The following is a 25405-nucleotide window of genomic DNA, read 5'->3' on the forward strand; positions in this document are numbered from 1 at the left end:
TATACGGACATGGAGCATGGGGGGAAAGCTACCAGATGGCCCAACGCCCGCGCGGGTTGCGCGCAGGCGTGGATGAGCGGCAGGTCAAGCGCGGGCAAGCCTGGTGAAAGCGGCCTGCCGGTGTACTTTGCCACAGGCTCGGACGTGCACTCAGTCGGCGGTCGTCGTGGCGTTCAGCAGACCCGAAACCGGCGTATCACCGTCGAACAGGGTGAAGATGGGCGCCTTGCGATGACGGCCACCGATCTCGCGGGCCTTGATCAAGCCAAGCAGGAACTCGGCGACATTGGCCCGCGAGACCTGCATCTCGTCGGAGTCATCGGCGTTCTGGGTCAGCTTGCCGCTGCCGCTCTCGTTGGTGAGACGGCCGGGCTTGACGATGACATGACGCAGGCCACTCTCGGCGAGGCACAGGTCAGCGGCCTTCTTGGCCGCGAAGTAGGGGCGCATCGCCGCCGGACCGGCCAGCGGTGTCTCGGAGCGAATCGAGCTGACCTGGATCACGCGCGACAGCCCGAATTCGGCAGCCAGCTCAGCGGTGCGCATCGCACCGTGCAGGTCGATGGTCAGTGTCTTGTCCGGGCCGGTATTCGGGCCGGAGCCCGCAACGAACACCGCCTGATCGCAGCCATAGAAGGCCTGGCGCATCTCGCCTTCCAGATCGCCCAGAACCGTCGGGATGCTGCGTTCATGGAACCAGCTCTGCTGCTCGGTCGAGCGGATCATCGCGACGACGGGTTCGCCGGCGGCCTGAGCCTTCTCGCAGAGTTGACGACCGATCTTGCCGTTGGCACCGATGATGAGCGTCTTGCGCATGCTGTCTGCTCCTTCGCGAATCAAATGGCGAGGCGGCTGGCGAGTGATATTGCCACTCACTGCCGCGCCCCTCCTGGTACAGCAAGGTCTGCGGGCTGAGCCACGTGACTTCAAGGGGACTGCTGTTCGATGGCGGGCATTACGCGGCGACTCGCTCGCGGGATGAAGTCTGCGATGGACAAGCATTAAAGGCGGCTGTCATCTCTGTCTGTGGCACGGGAGCCTTGCTAGGATGGCGCTGCCAGGCACGACTCCCTCAAGATTGCGCCAACGACAAGGATGCCCGATGAGCCGCATAGCCCACCCCGCCACTGATGATCACAGCGACACCGCCGCATGGCACGGCGCCGCCTTCCCCTCCGAGAGCGCGATCCGGGTCGGGCTGATCGGTTATGGCATGGCGGTGCGCACCTTCCACGCGCCCTTGATCGAGGCCACGGACGGGCTGGCGCTGGTGGCGCTGTCCACCTCGCGGCCCGAGGTCGTCAGGGCCGAGCGCCCGCAGCTGGAGGTGGAGGCCACCCCGGAGGCCTTGCTTGCGCGTGACGATATCGACCTGATCATCATCGCGACGCCTAACGAGACTCACGCCCCGCTGGCCTCTGCGGCGCTGGCGGCAGGCAAGCATGTGGTCGTCGACAAGCCCTTCACGGTGACGCTTGAAGAAGGCGAGGCCCTGACCCGCCAGGCCGAGCAGGCCGGACGGGTGCTGGCGGTATTTCACAATCGGCGCTTCGATGCCGACTTCCTGACGCTGGCGGAATTGATCAACGACGGCACGTTGGGGCGCATCGCGCATCTGGAATCCCACTTCGACCGCTTCCGCCCGACGGTGCCGAACCGCTGGCGTGAGCAGGCACTGCCCGGCAGCGGCCTGTGGTATGACCTCGGCCCGCACCTGCTGGATCAGGCGCTGTGCCTGTTCGGTGAACCGAGCGCCATCCAGCTCACGCGTCGCGCCCAGCGCGAGGGCGCGGTGACCGATGATTTCTTCCACGCCGTGCTCGATTACGCCCACCATCCAGGGCACCCCGGGCTGGTGGTGGAGCTGCACGCCAGTGCACTGACGGCGGCGCCGACGGCACGCTTCGCCGCGCACGGTACCCGTGGCAGCTATGTGGTGTTCGGGCTCGACCCTCAGGAGGATTGCCTCAAGGCCGGTGACTGGCCCTCGCGTGACCCGCAGGAGCGCCATGCGCGCCAGTGGGGGCGGGATGCGCGTCCCGGAATGCTGACCGTGCTGGAGGCCGACCCAGACGGTGCCGAAGGCGAGCAGGTGCTGGTGGGCGGCACCCATCAGGGCCGCGATGGTGACTATCCGGCCTGGTATGCGGGGCTGCGCGACTGCATTCGCGGCCAGGGCGGCAATCCGACCTCGCCTCATGAGGCACTGCGCGTGATGAAGTGGCTGGAGGCCGGCATCGCCAGCGAAGGCTGAAATCCTCGAAGGCTGAAAGCATCGAAGGTGAGATGACTCACGAAAGACGCGCGCCCTGAAGGCCCGAATGGCCAGCTATCAGAGGCGCGCGTCTTGTTTTTCAAGGCAGTGGCAGCGGAGGCGCGGCCTGCTCAGCTCGCGTCGTCCTCGCCCTTGTCGGCCTTGCGCATGCGCGAGAACAGCTCCGCGCGCAGCTCACCGATGCGCGGCACCTCCTCGGCATGGAAGGGGATGGGGCGCAGCAGGCGCATGGCGCGCAGGCCGAGACGTGCGTTCATCAGGCCACTGCCCAGCCCCTGACCGGCCTTGGTGGAGAGGCGGCCGGCCAGATTCATCGACAGCAGGTCCATGCTGGCCTCGGCGGCCAGTTCGCTGGCACCGGCGAAGACCATCGAGGCCAGCACCTCCTTGAACAGCCGCAGGCGGCTGGCATAGCCCAGCTCCAGCCCGTAGAGGCGCGACAGGCGCTCCATCATGCGCAGCCCGCGCCAGGCCACCAGACTCATGTCGACCCAGGTCAGCGGCGAGACCGCCACCATCACCGCCGTCTCGCCGCTCATGCGCGAGATCAGACGCCGCGCCTCACGATCCCGCGGCCCCAGCACGTGGAAGGCGAACAGCTCGCGGCGCTCCGACGGGGAGTGATGCGCTTCACAGGCGGCGCGCCAGGCGCGCACGCCGGCATCATCATCGCCGAGCTTCATCTGACGACGCAGCTGTTCGAGCAGGTCTTCCTGCTGGCTGTCGGCTTTGCCGCCTGCCTTGCCCGAGTCCTCGTCAGGCGTGGGCTGCGCATCACCGCGCTGGCCAAAGCTTTTTTGGCTAACGCCTCCTTGACCAAAGCTCTCTTGGCCAAAGTCATCCTGCTGATGTTCTTCCAGCTCGGCGCGCAGCGCGACGTGCTTGCGCAGGTGACGCAGCCTGAAGAGCTCCTTGCCCAGCGCACGGGCGCCGAGCCCGATGGCGCCAAGCCCCAGCAGGCCCCAGGCGCCGGCGATCAGATCACCGCCCATGGCCGCCTGATAGAGCGCATGACCGGCTTCGACACCCCCGAGTGTCAGGGTGCCGAGCAGCAGCCATTTGAGGCCGCGATGACGTGGCCGGGCGCTCAGCGTCGCATCGAGTCCCGGCGTGGCGGGTTCCGGTTCGGCCGCCGCCAGGGGCTGGCTTTCCATCTCCGGCGAGAAGTGACGCGCGCCGCGCAGGGCCTCTGCCGCGCTCTCGGTGGGGCGCTCGGCATAGGTGGTCGAGGCGGCATCGGCCTGCGCCGAATCGGGGCTCGTGAAGCGTTTGCCCGGGCGCGGATGGCGGGATTCGATGGTCATTTCAGGTGGTCTCCCAGCAACCAGTCGAGCACGGCGTCCATGCGAATGTGAGGTGGCGCATTGCCGTCGATCTTCGGCGGCGCGAAGTGGGGGAAGTCGAAGCGACTTTCGGCCCAGAAATTCGGGTCGGGCAGCCGCGAGGGCACCTCGCCTGGGAACAGCAGCACGGACTCGCGGCCGGCGCCTTGCGTATCCGAGTTGCTCGCCCCCTCGTGCTCGCCGAGCAGTTGTCCCGCCAGCGCCGGATGACGTTGGCCATTCTCGACCACCTCACGCGCCTCGCTGGCGCGGATGGCGGCGATGGTGAAGGCCTTGAGCGGCACATCGCGATAGCGCAGGCGCTTGAGCGGGTCCGCCAGCAGCTGTTCGAGCAGGTCGCGCATCGCGCCATGCTGCTCTGGCGTGACGTGGTCGGCCTTGGTGGCGGCGATGGCCAGGCGGTCGATGCGGCGGTCCATCAGGCGCGCCAGCAGGTGGCGGCGGCCATAGGCGAAGCTGTCGAACAGCTTGTCCAGCGCACGGCTCAGGTCGCGGAATGGCGCCGGGCCGGCATTCAGCGCGCCCAGCACGTCGATCAGCACGATCTGGCGGTCAAAGCGCCGGAAGTGGTCATGATAGAAGGGGCGCACCACGCGGCGGCGATAGTGATCGAAGCGGCGTGCGAGGGTGCGATACAGGCTGGCTTCCGGCAGGGCGGCCAGCGCGTCGGGTGTCCAGTCACCGAGTCCCGGCAGCGGGAAGAACTGCAGCACCGGCGCTTCGTCCAGCTCGCCGGGCAGCAGGAAACGGCCCGGTGTCAGGTCGACGAAGCCACCCTTGCGGCGCGCGGCGTGCAGATAGTCGGTATAGAGGCTCGCGATCTCGGCGAGGCGGTCTTCATCCACCTCACTGTCCGGTGTCAGGCCCTCGATGGCTGCCATCCAGTCATGCGCCCAGTCGCCACGCCCGTCGGCCAGCTGGGTCTCGCACTCGCTGCTCCAGCCGCTGAAGTCCTGCTCCAGCATCGGCAGGTCCAGCAGCCATTCGCCGGGATAGTCGATCAGGTCCAGCGTCAGGGTGGCGCGCTGGCTGTCGAGCATGCGCGCGGCGCGCGAGGTGGGGCGAAAGCCGATCTTGAGACGCAGCTCGCTGATGCTGCGGGTCGGCGTCGGCCATTCGGGGCCGTGCGGCGAATGCTGGCCGGACAGCGAGCGCAAGCCGGCTTCCAGCGGGAAGCGCGGGATGGAGAGGTCCGGCTGGCTGACGCGTTCCGCGCCGAGCAGGCGGCCATCGCGTGCGGCGGGCAGCAGTTCCAGACGCGCGCCGAGTCCGGCATGACGCAGCTGCTCGATCAGCGAGACGAGAAAGGCGGTCTTGCCGGCACCGGACAGGCCCGTGACGGCGAGCCGCAGCTGGCGGTCGAGACCGCGCTCCAGCAGGTCATGTGCTTCGCGGCCCACATCGCGGGCAAGCTGGCGGGCGTTGCGGGTCATGGTGTTGAACATCAGGCATTCCCTGTCAGTGGGGGCGAGGCGGCGGCGCGATGTGATGGCGTCCTGGCAGCTGATGATGAGCTGGGTGATGGCCGGGACTTGTCAGCGTGCGCCGCACGGCTCGCCATCATCCCTCTATCTGCGGGCGATCGGCGCGCAAGGCAAGCTGACGCCACGCCAGCAGGGCGATGGGCAGCAGGCAGGCGGGGATCAGCAGCAGGTTGAGCAGCGCCCAGCCCAGCGTACTGACCAGGGGGCCGGCCAGCAGCGCCGTCACCGCCCCGGTGGTGAAGACGAGGAACTCGTTGGCGGCCTGGGTGCGGGCCTTCTCGTTGGGGCGATGGCAGCGGGTCAGCAGCGTGGTGGCGGGCAGGAAGGTGAAGTTCCAACCGATGCCGAGCAGGATGAGACCGAGGAAGAACCCCTGGGTTCCCGTCAGGTAGTCGGCGGCCAGCAGCTGTGCGGTGGCAAGGCTTGCCAGCAGAAAGCCGCAGCCGGTCACGATCATGGTGCCCGCCCCGAAGCGGTCGACCAGCCGCCCGGTGAAGAAGGACGGCAGAAACATGGCGACCACGTGCCATTGAATGGTGGTGGCGACGTGATCGAAGCCGTGTCCGGCATAGGCCATGGCCAGCGGTGTGGCCGTAATCGCCAGATTCATCACCCCATAGCCGACCATCGCGCTGAGCACGGCCAGCAGGAAGGTCGGTTGACGCAGGATCACGCCCAATGGGCGTGCAGGCGCCACTGCATCATCGTCGGCTGACTGGGCGTTGCCGTCACGGGGCAGGCGGATGAAGGCCAGCAGCAACAGCGCCAGCAGATAGAGCGCCCCCAGCCCGATGAAGCTGCCCAGGAAGGGGGTGTCGGCCAGTGCATGACTGGTACGCGCCAGCCAGGGCCCGAAGAAGGCCGCCAGCACGCCACCGCCCATCACCAGCCCGATGGCGCGCTCACGTTGCTCCTCCGGGGCGGCCTCCATCGCGGCGAAGCGATACAGCTGGCCGAAGCCGATACCGATGCCCACCAGCCAGGTGGCAAGCAGGAACAGTCCGAAATGCTGCAGATGCAGCGCCAGCACGGCCAGCCCCGCGCCAGCCAACCCGCACAGATTGCCGAGCACGAAGCCGCGCCGCCGCCCGAGACGGGCGGTGATCAACGAGGCGGGAATGGTGGCGCACATCAGGCCCAGCCACTGGGTGGCGACCGGCGCGGTCGACCAGCTGCTCGAGGCCAGCTGAGCACCGATCAGCGGTGAGACCGCGATCAGCAGGATGTTGCCGCTGACCAGCAAGGCCTGACACAGCGACAGCAGCGTGACGGCCAAGGGCAGGCGTGCCCGGTCGGCAGCGGGAGAAGATAGTGGCATGAAGGCGCAGCTCCGTCGGATGTCGGCGCCCGGCGCGCCTGATCTGATTATGCCTGTGCTCCGCTCAGGCGTTCCAACTCCGTGTTCAGGATTGCGCTCACGTTGAGCCTAGTCTCCCGCCCATTCCCGCAGGCTGCCCTGGCGCACGCGGCGGATGGCATGTGACAGCTCGCCCTGCTCGGCAAGACGATGGATGACCGCAGGCAGCGCAGCGCGGACTTGCGCGGCTGACATGCCGGGGGAAAGTTCCGGGGCATACAGCATCTTGAGCAGTACGTAATCCAGCGGGCTCAGCCAGGTATCCACCGTGACGTCACTGAAGACGGAGGGGAAGACCCTGTCTGAATCATTGGGCAGCCCCATCAGCTGGGCGCTCTCCTCGACGACGCAGTCCACCAGACGCGCCTTCTGGCGGGCATAGTCCGCGGGAATCAGGATCAGGCCGCTGGTGATGGCGTGATCCGGCCCGGTCTTGAACAGCGTCAGGCACACGCCTTCACGCAATGCCTTGCGCATGCCCGGGGTGGCGGCCTGCTGCTTGCCGACGTAGGCGGCGGCCTCGCGCGTCATGTGGTCCCGGGCGATGAAGGCGATGCGCAGGTTGGCCTTTCCGGCGGAGGACACGAAACTCAGCGGCTGGCCGGTGATGGCGGCCAGATGACGAAACTGGACCTCGCTCATCTGTCGCTGCATGCGCGAATTGCCCAGCTGCGAATCGACCCGCACCTTGATGGGCGCCTGCCAGCGCACCAGCGAGGCGCTGCTGCCGGGTTGGTATTCACGCTTGAGTGCCACTTCCATGAAGCTGTCCGTCAGCACATCGGCCCGCTGCCAGCGCTCGGCGGCCTGGCTCGGGCTGACGACGGCCAGACTGGGCAGCAGCAGGGCGATGCCCAGCGCCTTGAGCGCCCTGAGCGAGGAAAAGAAAGGAGCCCTCAGCGAAGAGGAGAAAGAAGCCCTCAGCGTGGAAAAAAACAGCCCTTTGAGCTGGCGATGGGGTAAGCAGGGCATGGGCGACCTCTTCAGGGAACATGCAGTTCAGCATGCCTGAAATGCACACGCCCCGCGTGTCCGAGAGGGCAACGCGGGGCGTGATACTCAATTGATGACGATTTGTCGTTTTGAAGCGGCGACTATCAGGCGTCAGATGAAGGCCAGATAGATGGCGATCACCAGCACGACCAGCAGCAGCGCGCAGACCTTGGCGCCTTTCCAGGGCGTCATGTCGATGGCGCCGACATCCTGCTGGATCCACGGCTCGTCACGCGGCGCCAGCTTGCCGATGATCAGCATCATCGCGATCAGCAGCACGAACACCAGGCCGACGAAGTGGAACTCGTGGATCACGTCGAGCACGCCGGAGAAGGCCGGCACGAAGTAGACCACCCCAATCACGCTGCAACCGATCAGCAGTGCCAGGTTGGCGGCGATGGTCGGCACGCGACGCGTCAGCAGCCCCATCAGCACCACGGCGAAGATCGGGATGAAGTAGATGGCATTCATCTTCTGCAGGTAGCCGAACAGACTTTCCTGGCCGGCCAGCAGCGGCGCGAGGGTCATGGAGGCGATCGCCAGCACCCAGCCGAAGCCCTTGGAGACCTTGACCACTTCCTCGTCGCTGGCCTCACGACGCAGATGCGCCTTGTAGATACCGGTGGAGAACAGCGTGGTGGTGGCGTTCAGCGCCGAGTTGAAGGACGACAGGATCGCGCCGACCATCGCCGCGGCGAAGAAGCCGGTCAGCGGCGCGGGCAGCACATCGAAGACCAGCTGGCCGTAGGCGCTGTCGGCCTTGACGCCGGAAGAGGCATAGAGGTGATAGGCGATGATGCCGGGAATCACCAGATACAGCGGGCCCAGCAGCTTGAGGGCACCGGTCAGCAGCACGCCTTTCTGGCCCTCGGCGAGGGTCTTGGCGGCGAAGGTGCGCTGGATGATCTGCTGGTTGGTACACCAGTAGAAGAAGTTGATGATCATCACGCCGGTGAACAGGGTCGAGAAGGGCACCGACTGGCCTTCACCGCCCATGGAGTTGAATTTCTCCGGATTGGCGGCGGTCAGCGTGTCCCAGCCGGCCATCACGCCCTGGCCATCACTCACCGCATCGAGGCCGAAATAGACGATCAGCATGCCGCCGATCAACAGGCCCACGCCGTTCAAGGTGTCGGAGATCGCGATGGAGCGCATGCCGCCGAACAGGGCATAGATGGCGCCGATGATGCCGACCACCCAGATGGTCATCCACAGCAGTGCATTGGGCGAGCTGATGCCGGTCAGCGAGGGCAGATCCAGCATGCCCTGCAGGCCGATGGCACCGGAGTAGAGGATGATCGGCAGCAGGATCACCGCGTAGGCGAACAGGAAGATCAGGTTGGTGATCAGCTCGGTGCTGCGGCCATAGCGCAGGGCCAGCAGCTCGGGCAGGGTGGTGATGCCACTCTTGAGGAAGCGTGGCAGGAAGAACATCGCCATCACCACCATGGCCAGTACCGCCATGACTTCCCAGGCCATCACCGACAGGCCATCGGTGAAGGCGGCGCCATTCAGGCCGACCATCTGTTCGGTGGACAGGTTGGTCATCAACAGGGAACCCGCGATCAGCGGGAAGGTCAGGCTGCGTCCGGCGAGGAAATAACCGGTGGAATGCGAGGTGTCATCGCGGTGTGTCCACCACCAGGTCAAGGCGGCGACCAGGCCGGTAAAGAACACGAAAGAAACAAGTGTCAAGGCATGCATGGGGGAGAATTCCTTTAGGCGTGCGGCGGCGAATCATGAGGCGGTGGGCAGGTGACCCGGGTAGCGATTCGACGCCGATCCAGCCGTGGCGATGCAATGCACACAGCAAGCTGTGTCATCGTCCGTGAAGAGACTCACCGGTAACATTCACGGCAAGACTGGCGCTAGTGTAGGTATCTCCCGATTTCTCGCTATCCGCCATTTGTAGAACATACGTAGGTTTCGGGGTGTGGTTGGCGTCGATTGAGCGTTGAGAATGAACAGGCGGTCATTGCTTCTCAGTCTCTGGTATCAGGCATTGATCGCAGTGTCGTAAAAAGACACATGTCGCGGCTTTCACCGCGTATTGCGGGTCATCCTTCATGCTCAATCAGAGACGCCAGCGCCCCGCCATCGGTAAGGATGACGGGGCGCTGGCGTACTCATTTCATACGCTCATGTCGTGCACTCATATCGTGAGGTCATGGCGATGACGATGACATGTGGCGTGCGATCGCGCTATGCGAGTGGGGCGATCAGCCGGCGAAGGCCAGATAGATGGCCATCACCAGTACCAGCAGAATGATGCTGGCGATACGCGTGCCAGCCCAGGGCGTCATGTCGATGGCACCGACGTCCTGCTGGATCCAGGGTTCGGCGCGCGGTGACAGCTTGCCGATCACCAGCATCATGGCGATCAACAGCACCAGCACGATGGCGATGAAGTGGAAGTTGTGCACCCGATCGACCAGCTCGGAAAGCGTCGGCACGAAGTAGAACAGGCCGATGACTGCGCAGCCGAGCACCAGCGCCAGGTTGGCGGCGATGGCCGGCACGCGCTTGGACATCAGCCCCACCACGATCACCGCCAGCAACGGGATGTAGTAGATGGAGTTCACCTTCTGCACGTAGACGAACAGGCTTTCCTGGGTCGCAAGCAGCGGCGCGATGGCCATCGCGGCGGCGGCCATGATCCAGCCGGCCCACTTGGAGGCCTTGACCACCTCTTCATCGCTGGCCTGCGGCTTGAGGCGTGCCTTGTAGACATCGAGGCTGAACAGGGTGGCGGTGGAGTTGAGCGCCGAGTTGAAGGACGACAGGATCGCGCCGACCATCGCCGCGGCGAAGAAGCCGGTCAGCGGCGCGGGCAGCACATCGAAGACCAGCCGGCCATAGGCGGCGTCGGCCTTGATGCCGTCACCGGCGTAGAGCTGGAAGGCGATGATGCCCGGCAGCACCAGATACAGCGGGCCCAGCAGCTTGAGGGCACCGGTCAGCAGCACGCCCTTCTGGCCTTCGGCGAGGGTCTTGGCGGCGAAGGTGCGCTGGATGATCTGCTGGTTGGTGCACCAGTAGAACATGTTGAGCAGCAGCACCCCGGTGAACAGGGTCGAGACCGGCACTGACTGGTCATCCCCGCCCAGCGAATTGAGCTTCTCCGGGTGGGTCTCCTTGAGCGTCTCCCAGCCGGCGAGAATGCCATTGCCGTCGCCGACACGGTCCAGCCCGTAGTAGACGATGATCATGCCGCCGATCAGCAGGCCGATGCCGTTCAAGGTGTCGGAAATGGCGATGGAGCGCAGGCCACCGAAGAGGGCATAGATGGCGCCGGCGATGCCGACGGCGATCACGGTGCCGGTCAGCAGTACCATCTGCGAGTCGATGCCGGTCAGGGCGCGCAGGTCGAGCACGCCCATCAGGCCGAGGGCGCCGGAGTAGAGAATGCTGGGCAGTAGAATGATGGCGTAGGCCAGCATGAAGATCAGGTTGGCCAGTAGCTGGGTGGTGCGATCGAAGCGCAGTGCCAGCAGTTCCGGCAGGGTGGTGATACCGCTCTTGAGGAAGCGTGGCAGGAAGAACATGGCCATCGCGACCAGCGAGACCACGGCCACCACTTCCCAGGCCATCACGGAAAGGCCGTCGGTGAAGGCGGCGCCGTTGAGGCCCACCATCTGCTCGGTGGAGAGATTGGTCATCAGCAGGGAGCCTGCGATGATCGGGAAGGTCAGACTGCGTCCGGCGAGAAAATAGCCGGTGGAATGTTGATGGTCGTCACGACGGGTCAGCCACCAGGTGATCACGGCGACCAGCCCCGTGAAGAACACGAAGGAGCTCAGGGTGAGGGCGTTCATGGCATTATCCTTGTTGAACAACAGGGCTCGGAGGCCTGCTTGCTCAGCTGCCCATCGTCTGCAGAACATGCCTCACCGTTGGCGCGCGGTACCACGAGACACGCTGTCAGCGACCGACATCTAGCGTGCCGATCAGTGTCAAAGAAATGCCTGACCCTCACCATTGACAATTTGTCTGACATTTTTCTGCAATTGTCTGATTCGTGCAGACATAGCCTGCCAGCGGCTGTCGACCTGTCGCCATGACCAGAACGCCCCGCCTCTTGCGTGTCGGTCGACAGCAGGAGGCGGGGCGTTGTCGTTGTCAGAAGCTGGTATCGGAAGTCGGTGTCAGAAGCCGATAGTCAGCAGCGAGTGCCACATGCCGACATCAGAAGCGAGTGCCAGAAACCGACACCGCTGTCAGGCGCTGGCGGCGGCGGGGGTCAGCACCTGCTGGTAGAGCGAGGCACCGTGGATGTCCTTCAGCGTCACGGTCAGCGCTTCGCTCTCGGGGTCGAGATCCACCTGGCCGAAGAACTGGAAACCCTCGCTGGGCGACATGTTGGCCCGCCCCTCAGGCGGCGCCTTCACGAATTCGAGTTTCGGCCCGAAGGTGTTGTCCAGCTCACCGGGACCGAAGGTGCCGGCGTGGATCGGGCCGCTGACGAATTCCCAGAACGGCGTGAAGTCCTTGAAGACGGCGCGCTCGGGCGAGTAGTGGTGCGCGGCGGTGTAGTGCACATCGGCGGTCAGCCAGACCAGATTCTGGATGTCGTGATCGCGCACGAACTTGAGCAGTTCGGCAATCTCCTGCTCGCGCCCCAGTGCCTCGCCATCGCCATTGGCGCCGTTCTCGAAGTTGCCGCCGTCACGCACCAGCAGCCCGATCGGCATGTCGGAGGCGATGACCTTCCAGGTAGCGGTGCTGGCCTTGAGCGACTGCTTGAGCCATGCCAGCTGATCGCGACCCAGGAAGTCGGTCTGTGGCCCGCGCCCCGTCTGGCGGTTGGCGGAATTGGCACCGCGGAAGCTGCGCATGTCGAGCATGAACATCTCGAGTCCCGGCCCGAAGCTGAAGTTGCGGTGGATGCGCTCCGGCGCGGCTGGGCCGGTGCGCAGCGGCATGTTCTCGAGGAAGGCGCGACGCGCATTGGCGGACAGCACGTCGAGATTCTTCTCGGTGTAGCGATCATCCTCGAGAATCTCGCCCGGGTACCAGTTGTTGGTGGTCTCGTGGTCGTCCCACTGGGCGAACATCGGCACTTCGGCATTGAAGCGGCGCAGGTTCTCGTCCATCAGGTTGTAGGCGTACTGGCCACGATACTCGTCCAGCGTTTCTGCCACCTTGGACTTGGCGGGCGTGACGATATTGCGCCACAGGCTGCCGTCGTGCTGGGTGACGCTCTCCTCGAGCGGGCCATCGGCGTAGATGGTATCGCCGGAGTGCAGGAAGAAGTCCGGCTTGACCTGGCGCATGGTCTCGTAGAGGCGTAGGCCACCGAAGTCCGGGTTGATGCCCCAGCCCTGACCGACGGTGTCACCGGACCACACGAAACGCAGCGCACGCGGTGTCTGGGCGCTCGGCGGCAACACCAGGCGACCGGCGGTGGCCTCGCTGATGGCGCGGTGATCATCCAGCGCCGCGTAGCGCACCCGATAGAAGACCTCGCCGCTGGCGTTGGCGCGAGTGCCGATGCGGGTCAGGTCGAGCTTGCTGGTCAGGCCGTCCGCCGGCAGGGCCACCGGGCCACGCATCTGGAAGGCGCCGCGCATCTCGGGATTGTCGGCCAGTTCGATCAGCATGCGTGCCGGCTTGTCGCTCTGGCTCCACAGCATGGCGCGGCTGGCGGTCACGTCGCCGCTCATCACGCCGGAGGGCATGCGCGGGCGCCGTCCTTCGGCCATCACGATGGCGGGAGCGCCGAGCAGGCCCGTGGTCGCCAGCAGCCCGACCCCGGCACCTTGCAGGCCGCGCCCCAGCAGCTGGCGGCGGTCCATCCGTGACGGGGCGCCGGCGGGGGTGACTGTCGAAGCGTCATTGCCGGCTGGCGCAGCGCTTGGCGAAGCGGGGGATGTAGGGGTGGTTTGAGCGGCGTGGGACTTGCGAGAGGAACGCAAAGGCAGCAGATCAGACAGACGGCGGGACATGACGGGCTTCCTTGTAACGGTCTGGCGTCAGGTTGGGATAGAGAGTGGCAACACAAGTGACATCAGGGCACCAGCCAGCGCGGGACATGCCGCAAAGGCTGACAGCGCTGATGGGAGAGGCTACTTTCCACGCTCAAGATGAAGATCCGGTGTCAGAACCATGATCGCCCCGCGCCGCTCAGGCCCGACACTCGCAGTGCAAGGTGGTGCGCTCAGCCAGGCCTGTCGCGCGGCTTCCTTCCCGACTCCACCCAAGGACACCTTCGATGCCCCCCTCCATGCCCCCCTCAAGCCCCTCGGAATCCCCGCAACCTGACGCCGCCAGGCTGATCGCGGACAGCCATCCCCAGGCACGGCAGGTACTCGATTACTGGTTCACTCAGCTGACGCCCAAGGACTGGTTTCGCAAGAGCGATGCCCTCGATGGCCAGCTGCGTGAGCGATTCGCCGCGCGGCTCGAGCAGGCACTTGCCTGTGAGCTGTGGGAGTGGCGGGCGAGCGTCGGTGGACGGCTGGCGGAAATCCTGCTGCTGGACCAGTTCGCGCGCAATATCCATCGCGATACTCCGCGCGCCTTCCGTGGCGACAACCTGGCACTCGCGCTCTCCCAGCAGGCCGTCGCGCTGGGCGACCTGGACCGCCTTCCGCTGGCCTGGCAGCCCTTCGCGATCATGCCGTGGATGCACAGCGAATCGTTGCGCATCCATGAACATGCCGAACAATTGTTCGCACGCCCCGGTCTCGAGCACACCTTGCGCTACGAGCATCTGCATGCGGACATCGTGCGTAGATTCGGCCGCTATCCGCATCGCAATGCGATTCTCGGTCGCGAGTCCACGCCGGAAGAGATCGCCTTCCTGGGCCAGCCCGGCTCCTCATTCTGACAAATGAAAGATCGCCCCCTTTTAATTGTGTGACGTCGTCTCCAAGACTTGTACAGCGGCGCCAAGCGCCTGTACATCAGCAAGGAAGGAGACAGCAGATGGGTATCATTCTCGGGTTGATCATCGGTGGTCTGGCCGGCTGGATCGCAGGCAACATCATGCGCGGCGGCAGCTTCGGCATTCTTGGCAACATCGTCGTCGGTGTCGTCGGCGGCCTGCTGGGCAGCGTCATCTTCAAGCTGCTGGGGCTGGCCTCCACCGGCATCATCGGCTCGCTGGTCGTCTCGGTCGTGGGGGCGGTGGTGTTGCTGTGGATCGTCTCGAAGGTCAAGTCCAAGGCCTGACGGCGCGGTGTCGAGCCCCGTCAGGCGCGAATTAGCAAGCGCAAGCAGCAAGCGCAAGTAGCAAGCGCTAGCAGCAAGTGCAGTCGTCAACAGCAAGTGAAGTCCCTTGCGGGTGTCTGGATGGATTCGATGTAGATACCCGCAGCAGCAACGCCTCTTGTCACCCGGGGCACCTGACTGCCCGGTGATCTGTCACGGCGCCGAGAGGTGCCTTGTTCGAGAAGTGCTTTGACAACAAGCACTTTCACGACAAGTGCTTTGAGAAGAAGTACCTGGACAAGAAGTACGCCGGCAAGAGGCGGCAAGGCCGAATCATCCTTCAGCGCCACACTAGTGGCGCGTTGCGGATCTAGCGAAAACAGGAGCGTTTGAGCATGGCGAGCAATGAGCACGATTCAGCACCCTCTTCCCAGTCGAATGCCGACAGCGCGAAGTGCCCCTATCACGAGGGCCAGAATCGCTCGGCGGAGGGAGAGAACCCCTATACCCATCCCAACCGCAATGGGCCGCACGACACCAAGCCCAATGCCGGTGATGGCCATGCCAAGGACGAGGCGCTGGAGACCTATCGCGCCGACGCCGAAGGGCATGACCTGCGCACCAACCAGGGGCTGCGCATCGCGGACAACCACAACTCGCTGAAGGCGGGGGAACGCGGTCCGACCCTGATGGAAGATTTTATCTTCCGCGAGAAGATGAACCACTTCGACAATGAACGTATTCCTGAGCGTATCGTTCACGCGCGTGGCGCGGCCGCGCACGGGTATTTTCAGGCCTACGACAATGCCGCCAGGTATTCCAAGGCCGGCGTGTTCAGCGACCCGTCCAAGAAGACGCCGGTGTTCGTGCGTTTCTCGACCGTGCAGGGCTCGCGTGGCTCCAACGACACGGTACGTGACGTGCGTGGCTTCGCGACCAAGTTCTACACCGATGACGGCAACTGGGACCTGGTCGGCAATGACATCCCGGTGTTCTTCATCCAGGACGCGATGAAGTTTCCTGACTTCGTGCACGCCGTGAAGCCGGAGCCGCACAACGAGATTCCCCAGGGCCAGTCAGCCCACGATACCTTCTGGGACTTCGTGTCACTGATGCCGGAAACCACTCACACCGTGCTGTGGACCATGTCGGACCGCGCCTTCCCGCGCCATTACCGCAACATGGAAGGCTTCGGTGTGCATACCTTCCGTCTGATCGACCGTGAAGGCGTGTCGCGCTTCGTCAAGTTCCACTGGAAGCCGGTGGCCGGTACCTGCTCGCTGATCTGGGATGAAGCCCAGAAGCTGTGGGGACGTGACCCGGACTTCAACCGTCGCATGATGTGGGATGACATCAAGAGCGGCGCGCCGCTGGAGTGGGAACTGGGCATCCAGGTGGTCGAGGAGAAGGACGAGCACAGCTTCGACTTCGATATCCTCGATCCGACCAAGCTGATCCCCGAATCGCTGGTACCGGTGGTGCCGATCGGCAAGATGGTGCTGGACCGCAATCCGGACAACTACTTCGCCGAGACCGAGCAGGTCGCCTTCAATCCGGCCAACATCGTGCCGGGGATCGACTTCTCCAATGATCCGCTGCTGCAGGGGCGTCTGTTCTCCTATCTGGATACCCAGATGCTGCGTCTTGGTGGGCCGAACTTCCACGAGATTCCCATCAACCAGCCGGTGTGCCCGTTCCACAACAACCAGCGCGATGCCCAGCATCGTCAGACCATCAACACGGGGCAGGCGTCCTACGAGCCGAACTCCATCGATGGTGGCTGGCCGGCCGAGACACCGCCGTCCCAGGACGCCCATGGCGGTTTCGAGCCGTATCATGAGCGCATCGAGGCGCACAAGGTACGTGCGCGCAGCGCCTCCTTCGGGGATCACTATTCCCAGGCCACCCTGTTCTGGAACAGCCAGACTGACGTGGAGAAGGAGCACATCATCGCGGCCTACACCTTCGAGCTTTCCAAGGTCGAGCGTCCGTGGATCCGTGAGCGGGTGATCACCGAGATCCTGCCCAACATCGATCTGGAGCTGGCACGTCGCGTCGGTGAGAATCACGGCATCGAGACACCGACCAGCAAGCCCGCGCCGGACGGTGAACTGGGCACCAGCCAGGTCGACAGCGACCCGGCGCTGAGCCTGATGGCGCGCCTGCCGGACTCCATCGCCACCCGCAAGGTCGCGATCCTGGCTGCCGATGGCGTCGCCATGGAAGATGTTCGCTCGATCAAGGAGCAGCTGGCCGCCGAGGGTGCCGAAGGGCTGTTGATCGCCCCGAGCATGGCGCCGATCAAGGCCGGAGACGGCACCATGCTGTCGCCGGATGCGATGCTCAATGGCCTGCCGTCCGTGACGGTGGATGCCGTCGTCGTCGCTGGCGGCGCGGGTAGCGTCGAGGCGCTGAGCGGCTCGGGCCTGGGACTCTATTATGTCCAGGAAGCCTACAAGCACCTGAAGCCCATCGTGGCGATCTGCGAAGGCAAGGAGCTGCTGGCCGCCGCCCGCGTGCCGGTCGAGGAGGGCGTCATCCTGGTGGATGATGTGCTCGCCGCCAGCCTGCCGCTGCGTGATGCCCTGATGGCTCACCGTGTATGGTCGCGTGATGCGCGTGCCAACCAGATGCCGGCATGAGGCGCTGACGCCCCACAAGGTATGATGTGACCCATATAGCCCCCTGACCTGCGAAGGTCAGGGGGCTTTTTCATGGTCATGATGCGGTCATTTCCGGACGTGAAGATGTGATGGCGGAGAAAGGTGAAAACAGGGTTGGTGACACCTCCGGGTTGAGAGCCGTCCTGCGGTTCTCGCCGCTGAGGGTGGCTGATAGGCTCAGTGATAGAGGCTGATTATCGAAGGCATGCTGGTAATTGATTATCGCTAGAAGCACCAGGTGCGTAAGGTAAGCAGGCATCAAGGGGCCACAAGCCAGCACATGCCGGGCAGGCATTGGCCCCGACCCGATTCGACAATGGGCTGCAGGCCTTCACATCAAGCAGCGCATGAAAATGTGACATCAGCAGCATCTGGCCTTGCCAGTCGAGTTTGATAGCGCTTTTTTCTACCTGACAGGAGAACGTCTACATGTCCCAGACTCCACGCTATACCACAGGTAACGGCGCCCCGGTGCCTCACGATGACATCAGCCAGACAGCGGGCCCGAATGGTTCACTGACCTTCGACAACTGGCGTCTGTTCGAGAAGCTGGCGCACTTCAACCGTGAGCGCATTCCGGAGCGTGTCGTCCACGCCCGTGGCGTCGCCGCCTACGGCACCTTCACCCTGGCCCGTGACCTGTCTGACCTGACCATCGCCCGCTTCCTGCAGGGTGTCGGCAAGCAGACCCCGTTGCTGGCGCGTTTCTCCACCGTGGCCGGTGGCCAGGACAGCGGCGACAACACTCGCGACGTGCGCGGCTTCTCCTTGAAGTTCTACACCGAGGATGGCAACTGGGACATGGTCGGCAACAACACGCCGGTGTTCTTCATCCGCGAGCCGTCCAAGTTCCCTGACTTCATCCACACCCAGAAGAAAGACCCGCGCACCAACATGGTCGACTGGCAGAACCGTTGGGAATTCTGGGCCAACCATCCGCAGGCGCTGCATCAGGTCACCATCCTGATGTCCGACCGCGGTATTCCGAAGTCGCTGACCACCATGAACGGCTACAGTTCGCACACGCTGAGCCTGTGGAACGACAAGGGCGAGCGTGTCTGGGTCAAGTGGCACTTCAAGACCGACCAGGGCCACGAGACGCTGACCGACGATCAAGCGGCGCAGGTCGCACCGGACTTCCACCAGCACGACATGTTCACCCGCCTCGAGCGTGGCGAGCGTCCGAGCTGGACCGTCAACCTGCAGGTGATGACCGAAGCGCAGGCACGTGACTACCACATCAACCCGTTCGATCTGACCAAGGTGTGGCCGCACGGTGACTTCCCGCTGATGGAAGTCGGCAAGATGGAGCTCAACCGCAACCCGGAGAACTACTTCGCGGAAGTCGAACAGTCCGTCTTCTCGCCGTCCAACTTCGTGCCGGGTATCGGCGCCTCCCCGGACCGCGTGCTGCAGGCTCGTCTGTGGGCCTACGCCGATGCACACCGCTACCGTGTCGGTGCCAACGCCGAGCAGCTGCCGGTCAACCGTCCGGTCTGCCCGGTCAACCACTACCAGCGTGATGGCGTGATGGCGGGCATGTGCCCGGTCACCGGTCACGGTGGCGGCCCGCTGGGCGGCCAGGTCGGTCAGGGTGTACCGGGAGAAACGAAGGAAGGTGGCCAGTACTCACGCACTAACTTCTACCCCAACGAGCGTGCCGATCAGGGCGCCCCGGTGCCGGACGCTACCGTCGCCGAGCCGGCGATGCCGCTGGAGCAGAACGCCTGGATGGGCTATCACGACAACAGCGATGAGGATAACTACAGCCAGGCCGGCAACCTCTATCGTCTGTTCGATGAAGGCCAGAAGACGCGCATCACCGACGTCATCGCCGGCACCATGGTAGGCGTCAGCCACGTGGTCCAGGACAAGATGATCGCGCACTTCCGTCAGGCGGATGCCGATTATGGTGATCGTATCGCCACCAAGCTGGCCAAGCTCGATCCGCGCTGAGTCAGTCATGTTGCACCCTTCGTCAGGTCAGTAGTGACCCTTTGAGCTGACGAAAACATCAAGGCCCCCGCCGGGTAACCGGCGGGGGCCTTGTCGTATGCGGCTGTCAGGGTGCTATCCGACAGTCACAGCGCTGTGCGAAAGACACGCAAGCACAGGCACCTCAGTCGTCGCGCGTGGCCTCATTGCCGTCGGCTTTCTCGCACACGCCCAGCGCCCACAGCAGGAAGGCGTCCTGGCGCGCATTGTCACGCCACGCCTTGAAGCGACCCGAGGCACCGCCGTGGCCGGAGCTCATGTCGGTGCGCAGCAGGACCGGGTGCGGCGTGCAGTCCATCTGGCGCAGACGCGCATACAGCTTGGCCGGCTCCCAGTAGGGCACGCGGGTGTCATGCCAGCTGCCCTGCAGGAACAGCGGCGGATAGGGCGCGGCACTCAGGTTGTCCAGCGGCGAATAGGCGCGGATGCGACGCCGCGCCTCGTTCTCGTGCGGGTTGCCCCACTCGGTGTATTCCGCGGTGGTCAGCGGCAGCTCCGGATTTTCCATGGTGCGCAGCACATCGACGAAGGGCACATCGAGCACCGCGGCGCAGAAGGCCTCGGGACGCTTGTTGAGGCTGGCGCCGACCAGCAGACCACCGGCGCTGGCACCGTAGGCGGCGATGCGATCCGCGGCCCCGACGCCTTGCTCGACCAGCGCATCACGCGCGGCGAGGAAGTCGTTGAAGCTGTTTTCCTTGTGCTCCAGCTTGCCGGCCAGATACCAGGGCTCGCCACGGTCCCCGCCGCCACGCACGTGGGCGACCGCGAAGGCGACGCCGCGCGTCAGCAGTTCCAGGCGGGCGATCGAGAACCAGGGGTCCAGCGTCTCGCCGTAGGCGCCATAGCCATAGAGCAATACCGGCAGCGGGGCGTGGGGGTGGCTTGCGTCATCACACAGGTCGCGCCGCATGACCACCGAGACCGGCACCTGCTCACCATCGTCGGAGGTCGCCCACAGACGGCGGCTGATCAGATGCTCGGGCGCGAGATCGCCATGCACGGTCTGACGCTTGAGCAGGCGGCGCTCCCCCGTGTCGAGGTCGAGCTCGATCCAGCTCGGCGGCGTGGTGAAGCTTTCCTCGCGGATGCGCAGGCGGCGAGCATCGAAATGCGGGCAGTCACCCAGCCCCTGGCTCAGCGGTTGCTCCGGCATCGCCAGGCGCTCGTCGCGGCAGATCGTCTGTGTCGGCGCCGTGCCCTCGAATTCGATCACGCGCAGCCAGGCCTGGGCCTGACGGTGGTCGCGTTCATCGACCATCAGCCCCCAGCTGAAGGCTTCGACACCTTCCAGCGTCACCTCATCGCGGGTGGCGATCAGCGGCTGCCAGTCGCCGGGCGCATGCTCGGAGGCGATATCGAGCTGGAAGTGCGGCGCTTGCCTGTTGTGCAGCACATAGAAGTGGCCGGGGCGGTGATCGACGCCGTACTCGACACCGGTCTCGCGGGCGCGCACCAGGCGCATCTCACCCAGCGGGGCATCGGCCTTGAGCAACCAGGTCTCGCTGGTGTCCTTGGAGGCGGTCTCCAGAATCAGCCAGGCGCGTGAGCGGGTCTTGCCCATGCCGACCCAGAATTCGCTGTCTTCCTCGCGATAGAGCAGCGTCTCGGCGCGGCTCGTGACATTCAGACACCAGATCTCGAAGGGGCGCTGAGTGCTGTCATAGCGCGTGAACAGCAGGTGCTGGCCGTCCTCGGCCCACACCAGGTCCGGCCCGATATCCTCCAGCAGACACTCGTCATCGTGGCCGGCGTTGCGTGAGTCGCCATTCGCCGCGTTCAGTGTTGCAAGACGCAGGCTGAACACCTCGTCGCCGCTGGTGTCCAGAGTCCATGCCAGTTGCTGCTCATCCGGGGAGATGGCCATATCGCCCAGCTCGACGAAATCGTGATGGCGCGACAGGCTCTGCAGGTCCAGCAGGCATTCGTGCTGGCGGGTATCGGCGGGGTCGGCGCCGATCGCATGGCGCCACCAGACCGGATAGTCGGCGTCAGCGGCGGTCTCGCTCCAATAGACGTAGTGATCCAGTGCCTCGGCCAGGCTTGAGACGGCCAGTTCGCGGCGCGCAAGATGGCCGTGATAGAGGGCGTCGCTCAGCGGCGCGAGCGGGGCGAACCAGCGATCACTCTCGGCGTTGGCCGCCGTGAGAAAGGTGGTGACCTCTGGCGTGTCGCGTTCTTCAAGCCAGTGCCATTCGGGGTCATCGGCACGATAATGGCGCTGGACGGGGCTATCGGGCATGGCTACCTCTTGAAAGTGGGGTGCTCGAGTGTGTCGGGCGGGCATGGAGTGTAACATTGAGCCTGTCCCACAGCGTGCGCAAGCCCTTGTCTCATGGGAGGCATCGCCGCCGTGAGAGATGAATGCGCAGCCTCTGGTGCCACGCAACGTGTGGCCCCGATGATGGGATGACTCGATGGCTGAACTGAGGTGCCGGCTGCTTCTGCACAGGACAGGCACCCCTCAGAATGTCAGTCTCGACAGGATGTTATGACAGGAGTGAAGGGCATGATGATTTCCGATTCGCTGCCGCAGATGTGGCTGATCTATTTTGGCCTGGCGGCGGTAGTGCTGTTTACCGGCTATATGGCGGTGCGAATACTGCCGCGTTTCCTGCGCTGGATCCTGGTCGGCGGTATCGCCGGCATGATCGCCGTGCCGACCAGTTTTCACGTCACGGCCAGCGTCGCGGAAGATGCCTACACCGGCCTTGCACCGGCCATCGTGGCCTTTGCCGTCAGCGTGGTGCAGAAGGATGGTGGTGGCATGGCCTCGGCCTTCGGCATGCTGGTACTGGGCATCGGGGCCGGCGTGGTGCTGGGCCTGGTGATCTGGTGGCTGGGTCGCGGACGTGAACAGCGTCGCCGCGCCGCCCAGCAGCGCCGCGAGCCTCATGGCCACGAGCAGGAGGATGAGGAAGTGCGCGAGGGCCACGCCGCTGGCGCCAGCTTGCGTAGCGAGAAACGTGGCACGTCGGCGCGTACCCGCGCAGGCCGTGACCGTCAGGAACCGTCGCTCTGATCGAGCGTCGTTCGATCAGCGCCAGCCGTGCATTGTCCGAGCGTGGACTAAGGATCTGTCATGCCCCGTGATGTAGCTGTCACTTCGTCTCTTGAGCCAGTCCGTTCACCTGGGCTTGCGTCCGGCTCTTCATCCGGCCCTCTAGCGAAGGGCGCGGGGGCGCGCTGGCTGGCGGCCCTGATGCTGGCGGGCATCAGCCTCGCGTCGCCCTCGGCCTTCGCCGAGCAGGCATCATCAGCGGAGAACCCCTCGGTCAGCGAGCCGGTGAGCGAGTCGGTGAGTGAGCCGGCAAATGAGTCGGCAAGCGAACAGGCTGAGCAGATGCCGTTCGTGGCCCGGGATGTCGCGAGTGACGCGAATGCTGCCAGTGGCTCGGCGCGCGACATTGTGCCTGACCTGCGCATGGCGATCGATGTCTCCGGCAGCATGAAGCACAACGACCCGACCAATCTGCGCGCCAGTGCGCTCGACCTGCTGGTCACCTTGCTGCCGGAGCGCTCGCGTGCGGGGCTGTGGGGCTTCGGTGAGCAGGTGCAGCCCCTGCTGGCGCTGGGCGCGGTCGATGCGGGCTGGAAACAGGCGGCCCGCGGGCTGGAAGGGCGGCTGGACGATTACGAGCAGTACACCGATCTCGAGGCGGGCCTGCGTGCCGCCGCCGAAGGCGCCGATGCGAGCATCGATGGCCAGGGGCCGCGTCAGGTCATCCTGCTCTCCGATGGCATGGTCGACCTGCGTGAGCCGAGCAGCGAGAAGACCGCCTCGGACAGCGCCTCGCGCCAGCGCATCACCGATGAGCTGACGCCACAGCTGGCGGCGCACAACGTCACGGTGCATACCGTCGCGCTGTCGCGCAATGCCGATATCGATCTGCTGCAGCAGGTTGCCGATGGCACCGGCGGGCTGGCGACGGTCGCCGAGACCCCGGAAGACCTGCTGCGTGCCTTCCTCGGGGCGCTCGACCGTATCGTGCCCGGCGAGCTGGTGCCGCTCGAGGACAAGCGCTTCACCATCGATGGCAGCGTCGAGGAATTCACGGCGCTGGTCTTCCATGGCCCCGATGACAGCGCGCCGGTATTGATCGCACCGGATGGTCAGCGCTATTCGCTGGCCGACAAGGCGTCGTTGCCCGAAGGCGTGCGCTGGGAACATCAGCCGCGCTATGACCTGATCACCGTGACCGACCCCGAGGCCGGGCAGTGGCGTATCGAAGGGCAGGTGGGCGTCGATAGCCGCATCACCGTGGTGTCAGACCTGGCGCTGGTGTCGCGCCCGCTGCCGGCCACGCTGTATCGCGGCTTTGGCTATTCCCTTTCAGCCTCGCTGGTCGACGGTGCACGTGATGTCGCTGAGCAGGACTTTCTGGCGACGCTGGACGGCAATGCGCGTCTGGTGCCGGAAGACGAGGGTGGCATGTCAGCAGAAACGGCAGCCGTGACCAGCGCCCAGCAGCGCGGTCTTGAGCGTGACGGCGCGCAGTTCAGCGTCAACATGCCGCCGCCGCAGCAACCGGGTGGCGCTCGCCTGACGCTGACCATCGAGGGCCAGCGCGATGGCGCGCCCTTTGCACGTCAGTTGAGCCAGCGCACCAGCGTGGTCGACCCACTGCTGGTCGAGCCGATCGGTGGCAATGCGCAGAATGCGACGCCGCCGAGCGCGCTGGAGGTCAGCGCGCGTCATCCGTTGCTCAACACCGCCAACACCCAGCTGGACGCGACGCTGCAGGGCGAGCCGTTGAGTGTGGCGGAAGCGGGCGAGAGTCGCTGGCGTATCGAACTGCCGCCGCTGGAGCGTGACGTCAGTGCCGATGTGCAGATCAGCGCGCGCATCGCGCTGGGCGGGAGTTCGCGGGTGATCGATCTCGCGCCCTATACCCTCAATGAGAATGCGGCGCGGCGTGCCGCCAATCTGGATCGCTCGCCCATCGAGGGTGAGTCCTTTGGTGAGATTCAGGGCCTGGATCAGGCGGTAGAAGAGAAGGAAGACCTCAATGATCTGCTGATGAAGGGCCGTCTGCCCATCGACAAGGTGCCTGCGTTGATCAGTCAGTGGTTCGAAGGAGCTTCGGACTTTGCCCAGCGTGAGGCAGAATCACCGCAAAGCCGCATGATCGCTTACGCCGTGGCCGGTGTGATCGGCCTGCTGGTAGTGATCATGCTGGTGCGTCGCATGACGCGCAAGCCGACTCAGCGGGAGGAACCCCATGTGTGAACTGCTCGGCATGAGTGCCAATGTGCCGACCGATATCTGCTTCAGCTTCGCCGGTTTTCTGCAGCGAGGCGGTGGTACTGGTCCGCACCGCGATGGTTGGGGAATCGCCTTCTATGAAGAGGGCGGTTATCGCGAATTCCGTGACCCGCATCCGTCGGTGGATTCGCCCATCGCGCGCATGATTCTCGATTATCCGATCAAGTCGCAGATGGTCATCAGCCATATTCGCCAGGCCAATGTCGGCCAGGTGACACTGGCCAATACCCACCCGTTCACGCGCGAGCTGTGGGGCCGTCAGTGGTGCTATGCCCACAACGGTCAGCTGGCGGACTGGCAGGCACTGCCCCTGCCGTACTATCGCCCGGTGGGCAGCACGGACAGCGAGCACGCCGCCTGCTTCCTGCTCGGCGAGATCCGGCGCGCCTTCCCGAATCCGCCGGCGCGGTGCGAAGACCTGTGGCGGCATCTGCACGCCCAGTGCGAGCGTCTGCGCGGGCTTGGCGTCTTCAATCTGCTGCTCTCCGATGGCGTGCATCTCTACGCCTACTGCTCCACCAAGCTGGCGCACATCACGCGCCGTGCGCCCTTCGGGCAGGCGAGCCTCACCGACTTCGAGATGAGCGTCGACTTCCAGCAGCACACCACCGATGCCGATGTGGTCTCGGTGATCGCCACCGATCCGCTCACTGACAACGAGCAATGGCAGCGCCTGCTGCCGGGGCAGCTGGTGGTGTTCCGCGAAGGCGAGCTGGTCGCCAGTCTCGGTGGCGAGTTGCCGCTGAGCCAGGAAGAGCCAGGGCAGGAGCAGGCCGAGAGCGGGGCGGTCGATCGCACCGCGACCGCGCGCCGCAAACCCGACTGGCTGGCTTCAGACTTGAGCTGCTGACGTTTGGCTGAGTCGCTGACGTTTGGC

At 64.9% G+C, this 25405-nt stretch carries 17 protein-coding genes; 8 read left to right on the forward strand and 9 right to left on the reverse strand.

The features are described from left to right. Nucleotides 1-150: 150 nt before the first annotated feature. Nucleotides 151-816 carry an NAD(P)-binding oxidoreductase gene (locus LCW13_RS02710; protein ID WP_225347531.1) on the reverse strand — a complete coding sequence of 222 codons (666 nt, stop codon included), beginning with the start codon at nucleotides 814-816 and terminating at the stop codon, nucleotides 151-153. Nucleotides 817-1102: 286 nt separating this feature from the next. Here LCW13_RS02710 and LCW13_RS02715 point away from each other — a divergent pair, with 286 nt between their 5' ends. Further along, complete coding sequence (locus tag LCW13_RS02715) at nucleotides 1103-2254, forward strand: oxidoreductase (protein WP_225347532.1); 1152 nt, start codon at nucleotides 1103-1105, stop codon at nucleotides 2252-2254. Nucleotides 2255-2385: 131 nt separating this feature from the next. Here LCW13_RS02715 and LCW13_RS02720 read toward each other — a convergent pair whose 3' ends face one another. The 7 genes from LCW13_RS02720 to LCW13_RS02750 form a co-directional block, all read right to left on the reverse strand. Further along, nucleotides 2386-3579 carry a TIGR01620 family protein gene (locus LCW13_RS02720; RefSeq protein WP_225347533.1) on the reverse strand — a complete coding sequence of 398 codons (1194 nt, stop codon included), beginning with the start codon at nucleotides 3577-3579 and terminating at the stop codon, nucleotides 2386-2388. Then, on the reverse strand, nucleotides 3576-5063 hold the full coding sequence (locus LCW13_RS02725) for a YcjX family GTP-binding protein (protein WP_225347534.1): 1488 nt from the start codon (nucleotides 5061-5063) through the stop codon (nucleotides 3576-3578). Before LCW13_RS02725 ends, LCW13_RS02720 begins: the two co-directional genes overlap by 4 nt. 115 nt (nucleotides 5064-5178) lie before the next feature. Next, nucleotides 5179-6384, reverse strand: coding sequence for an MFS transporter (locus LCW13_RS02730; protein WP_225348095.1), 1206 nt, complete (start codon nucleotides 6382-6384; stop codon nucleotides 5179-5181). 144 nt (nucleotides 6385-6528) lie between these two features. After that, complete coding sequence (locus tag LCW13_RS02735; protein WP_225347535.1) at nucleotides 6529-7431, reverse strand: DUF2927 domain-containing protein; 903 nt, start codon at nucleotides 7429-7431, stop codon at nucleotides 6529-6531. A gap of 132 nt (nucleotides 7432-7563) precedes the next feature. Continuing rightward, complete coding sequence (locus tag LCW13_RS02740) at nucleotides 7564-9156, reverse strand: solute:sodium symporter family transporter (RefSeq protein ID WP_225347536.1); 1593 nt, start codon at nucleotides 9154-9156, stop codon at nucleotides 7564-7566. Nucleotides 9157-9671: 515 nt separating this feature from the next. Beyond that, the gene (locus tag LCW13_RS02745; RefSeq protein WP_054555382.1) at nucleotides 9672-11267 is read right to left on the reverse strand and encodes a solute:sodium symporter family transporter; all 1596 of its coding nucleotides are present in this window, start codon (nucleotides 11265-11267) and stop codon (nucleotides 9672-9674) included. Nucleotides 11268-11669: 402 nt separating this feature from the next. After that, on the reverse strand, nucleotides 11670-13397 hold the full coding sequence (locus LCW13_RS02750; RefSeq protein WP_225347537.1) for an alkaline phosphatase D family protein: 1728 nt from the start codon (nucleotides 13395-13397) through the stop codon (nucleotides 11670-11672). A 266-nt stretch (nucleotides 13398-13663) separates the two neighbouring features. Here LCW13_RS02750 and LCW13_RS02755 point away from each other — a divergent pair, with 266 nt between their 5' ends. The 4 genes from LCW13_RS02755 (at nucleotide 13664) to LCW13_RS02770 (ending at nucleotide 19223) form a co-directional block, all read left to right on the forward strand. Continuing rightward, nucleotides 13664-14281, forward strand: coding sequence for a DUF924 family protein (locus tag LCW13_RS02755; protein ID WP_225347538.1), 618 nt, complete (start codon nucleotides 13664-13666; stop codon nucleotides 14279-14281). 98 nt (nucleotides 14282-14379) lie between these two features. Next, nucleotides 14380-14625: a GlsB/YeaQ/YmgE family stress response membrane protein gene (locus LCW13_RS02760; RefSeq protein ID WP_043333988.1), complete on the forward strand. Its 246-nt coding sequence runs from the start codon at nucleotides 14380-14382 to the stop codon at nucleotides 14623-14625. A 374-nt stretch (nucleotides 14626-14999) separates the two neighbouring features. Further along, nucleotides 15000-17246 (forward strand): catalase HPII, encoded by a 2247-nt coding sequence (katE, locus tag LCW13_RS02765; RefSeq protein WP_225347539.1) that lies wholly within the window; start codon nucleotides 15000-15002, stop codon nucleotides 17244-17246. Nucleotides 17247-17696: 450 nt separating this feature from the next. Continuing rightward, nucleotides 17697-19223, forward strand: coding sequence for a catalase (locus tag LCW13_RS02770; RefSeq protein ID WP_225347540.1), 1527 nt, complete (start codon nucleotides 17697-17699; stop codon nucleotides 19221-19223). Nucleotides 19224-19386: 163 nt separating this feature from the next. On the opposite strand, the gene LCW13_RS02775 is transcribed toward LCW13_RS02770, so the two are convergent. Next, nucleotides 19387-21504, reverse strand: a complete 2118-nt coding sequence (locus LCW13_RS02775; protein WP_225347541.1) for a S9 family peptidase — start codon at nucleotides 21502-21504, stop codon at nucleotides 19387-19389. A 267-nt stretch (nucleotides 21505-21771) separates the two neighbouring features. Between LCW13_RS02775 and LCW13_RS02780 the strand changes: the two genes are divergently transcribed. The 3 genes from LCW13_RS02780 to LCW13_RS02790 are packed head-to-tail and all read left to right on the forward strand — an operon-like array spanning nucleotide 21772 to nucleotide 25378. Next, nucleotides 21772-22284 (forward strand): hypothetical protein, encoded by a 513-nt coding sequence (locus LCW13_RS02780; protein ID WP_225347542.1) that lies wholly within the window; start codon nucleotides 21772-21774, stop codon nucleotides 22282-22284. A 60-nt stretch (nucleotides 22285-22344) separates the two neighbouring features. Next, entirely contained in the window at nucleotides 22345-24492 is a 2148-nt protein-coding gene (locus LCW13_RS02785; RefSeq protein ID WP_225347543.1) for a VWA domain-containing protein, read from the forward strand. Further along, a complete protein-coding gene (locus LCW13_RS02790; RefSeq protein ID WP_225347544.1) occupies nucleotides 24485-25378 on the forward strand; it encodes a class II glutamine amidotransferase in 894 nt (297 codons plus the stop codon). The genes LCW13_RS02785 and LCW13_RS02790 overlap by 8 nt, the downstream gene beginning before the upstream one ends. The last annotated feature ends 27 nt before the right edge of the window (nucleotides 25379-25405 follow it).

Origin of the sequence: Cobetia amphilecti, assembly GCF_020217465.1 — a bacterium.
In the GTDB taxonomy this organism is placed as follows: domain Bacteria; phylum Pseudomonadota; class Gammaproteobacteria; order Pseudomonadales; family Halomonadaceae; genus Cobetia; species Cobetia amphilecti.

Excerpts from the sequence above, each read along its gene's own strand:
- LCW13_RS02710 (WP_225347531.1), bottom strand. The coding sequence starts at position 816 with ATGCGCAAGACGCTCATCATCGGTGCCAACGGCAAGATCGGTCGTCAA.
- LCW13_RS02715 (WP_225347532.1), top strand. The coding sequence starts at position 1,103 with ATGAGCCGCATAGCCCACCCCGCCACTGATGATCACAGCGACACCGCC.
- LCW13_RS02720 (WP_225347533.1), bottom strand. The coding sequence starts at position 3,579 with ATGACCATCGAATCCCGCCATCCGCGCCCGGGCAAACGCTTCACGAGC.
- LCW13_RS02725 (WP_225347534.1), bottom strand. The coding sequence starts at position 5,063 with ATGTTCAACACCATGACCCGCAACGCCCGCCAGCTTGCCCGCGATGTG.
- LCW13_RS02735 (WP_225347535.1), bottom strand. The coding sequence starts at position 7,431 with ATGCCCTGCTTACCCCATCGCCAGCTCAAAGGGCTGTTTTTTTCCACG.
- LCW13_RS02740 (WP_225347536.1), bottom strand. The coding sequence starts at position 9,156 with ATGCATGCCTTGACACTTGTTTCTTTCGTGTTCTTTACCGGCCTGGTC.
- LCW13_RS02745 (WP_054555382.1), bottom strand. The coding sequence starts at position 11,267 with ATGAACGCCCTCACCCTGAGCTCCTTCGTGTTCTTCACGGGGCTGGTC.
- LCW13_RS02750 (WP_225347537.1), bottom strand. The coding sequence starts at position 13,397 with ATGTCCCGCCGTCTGTCTGATCTGCTGCCTTTGCGTTCCTCTCGCAAG.
- LCW13_RS02755 (WP_225347538.1), top strand. The coding sequence starts at position 13,664 with ATGCCCCCCTCCATGCCCCCCTCAAGCCCCTCGGAATCCCCGCAACCT.
- LCW13_RS02760 (WP_043333988.1), top strand. The coding sequence starts at position 14,380 with ATGGGTATCATTCTCGGGTTGATCATCGGTGGTCTGGCCGGCTGGATC.
- katE (WP_225347539.1), top strand. The coding sequence starts at position 15,000 with ATGGCGAGCAATGAGCACGATTCAGCACCCTCTTCCCAGTCGAATGCC.
- LCW13_RS02770 (WP_225347540.1), top strand. The coding sequence starts at position 17,697 with ATGTCCCAGACTCCACGCTATACCACAGGTAACGGCGCCCCGGTGCCT.
- LCW13_RS02775 (WP_225347541.1), bottom strand. The coding sequence starts at position 21,504 with ATGCCCGATAGCCCCGTCCAGCGCCATTATCGTGCCGATGACCCCGAA.
- LCW13_RS02780 (WP_225347542.1), top strand. The coding sequence starts at position 21,772 with ATGATGATTTCCGATTCGCTGCCGCAGATGTGGCTGATCTATTTTGGC.
- LCW13_RS02785 (WP_225347543.1), top strand. The coding sequence starts at position 22,345 with ATGCCCCGTGATGTAGCTGTCACTTCGTCTCTTGAGCCAGTCCGTTCA.
- LCW13_RS02790 (WP_225347544.1), top strand. The coding sequence starts at position 24,485 with ATGTGTGAACTGCTCGGCATGAGTGCCAATGTGCCGACCGATATCTGC.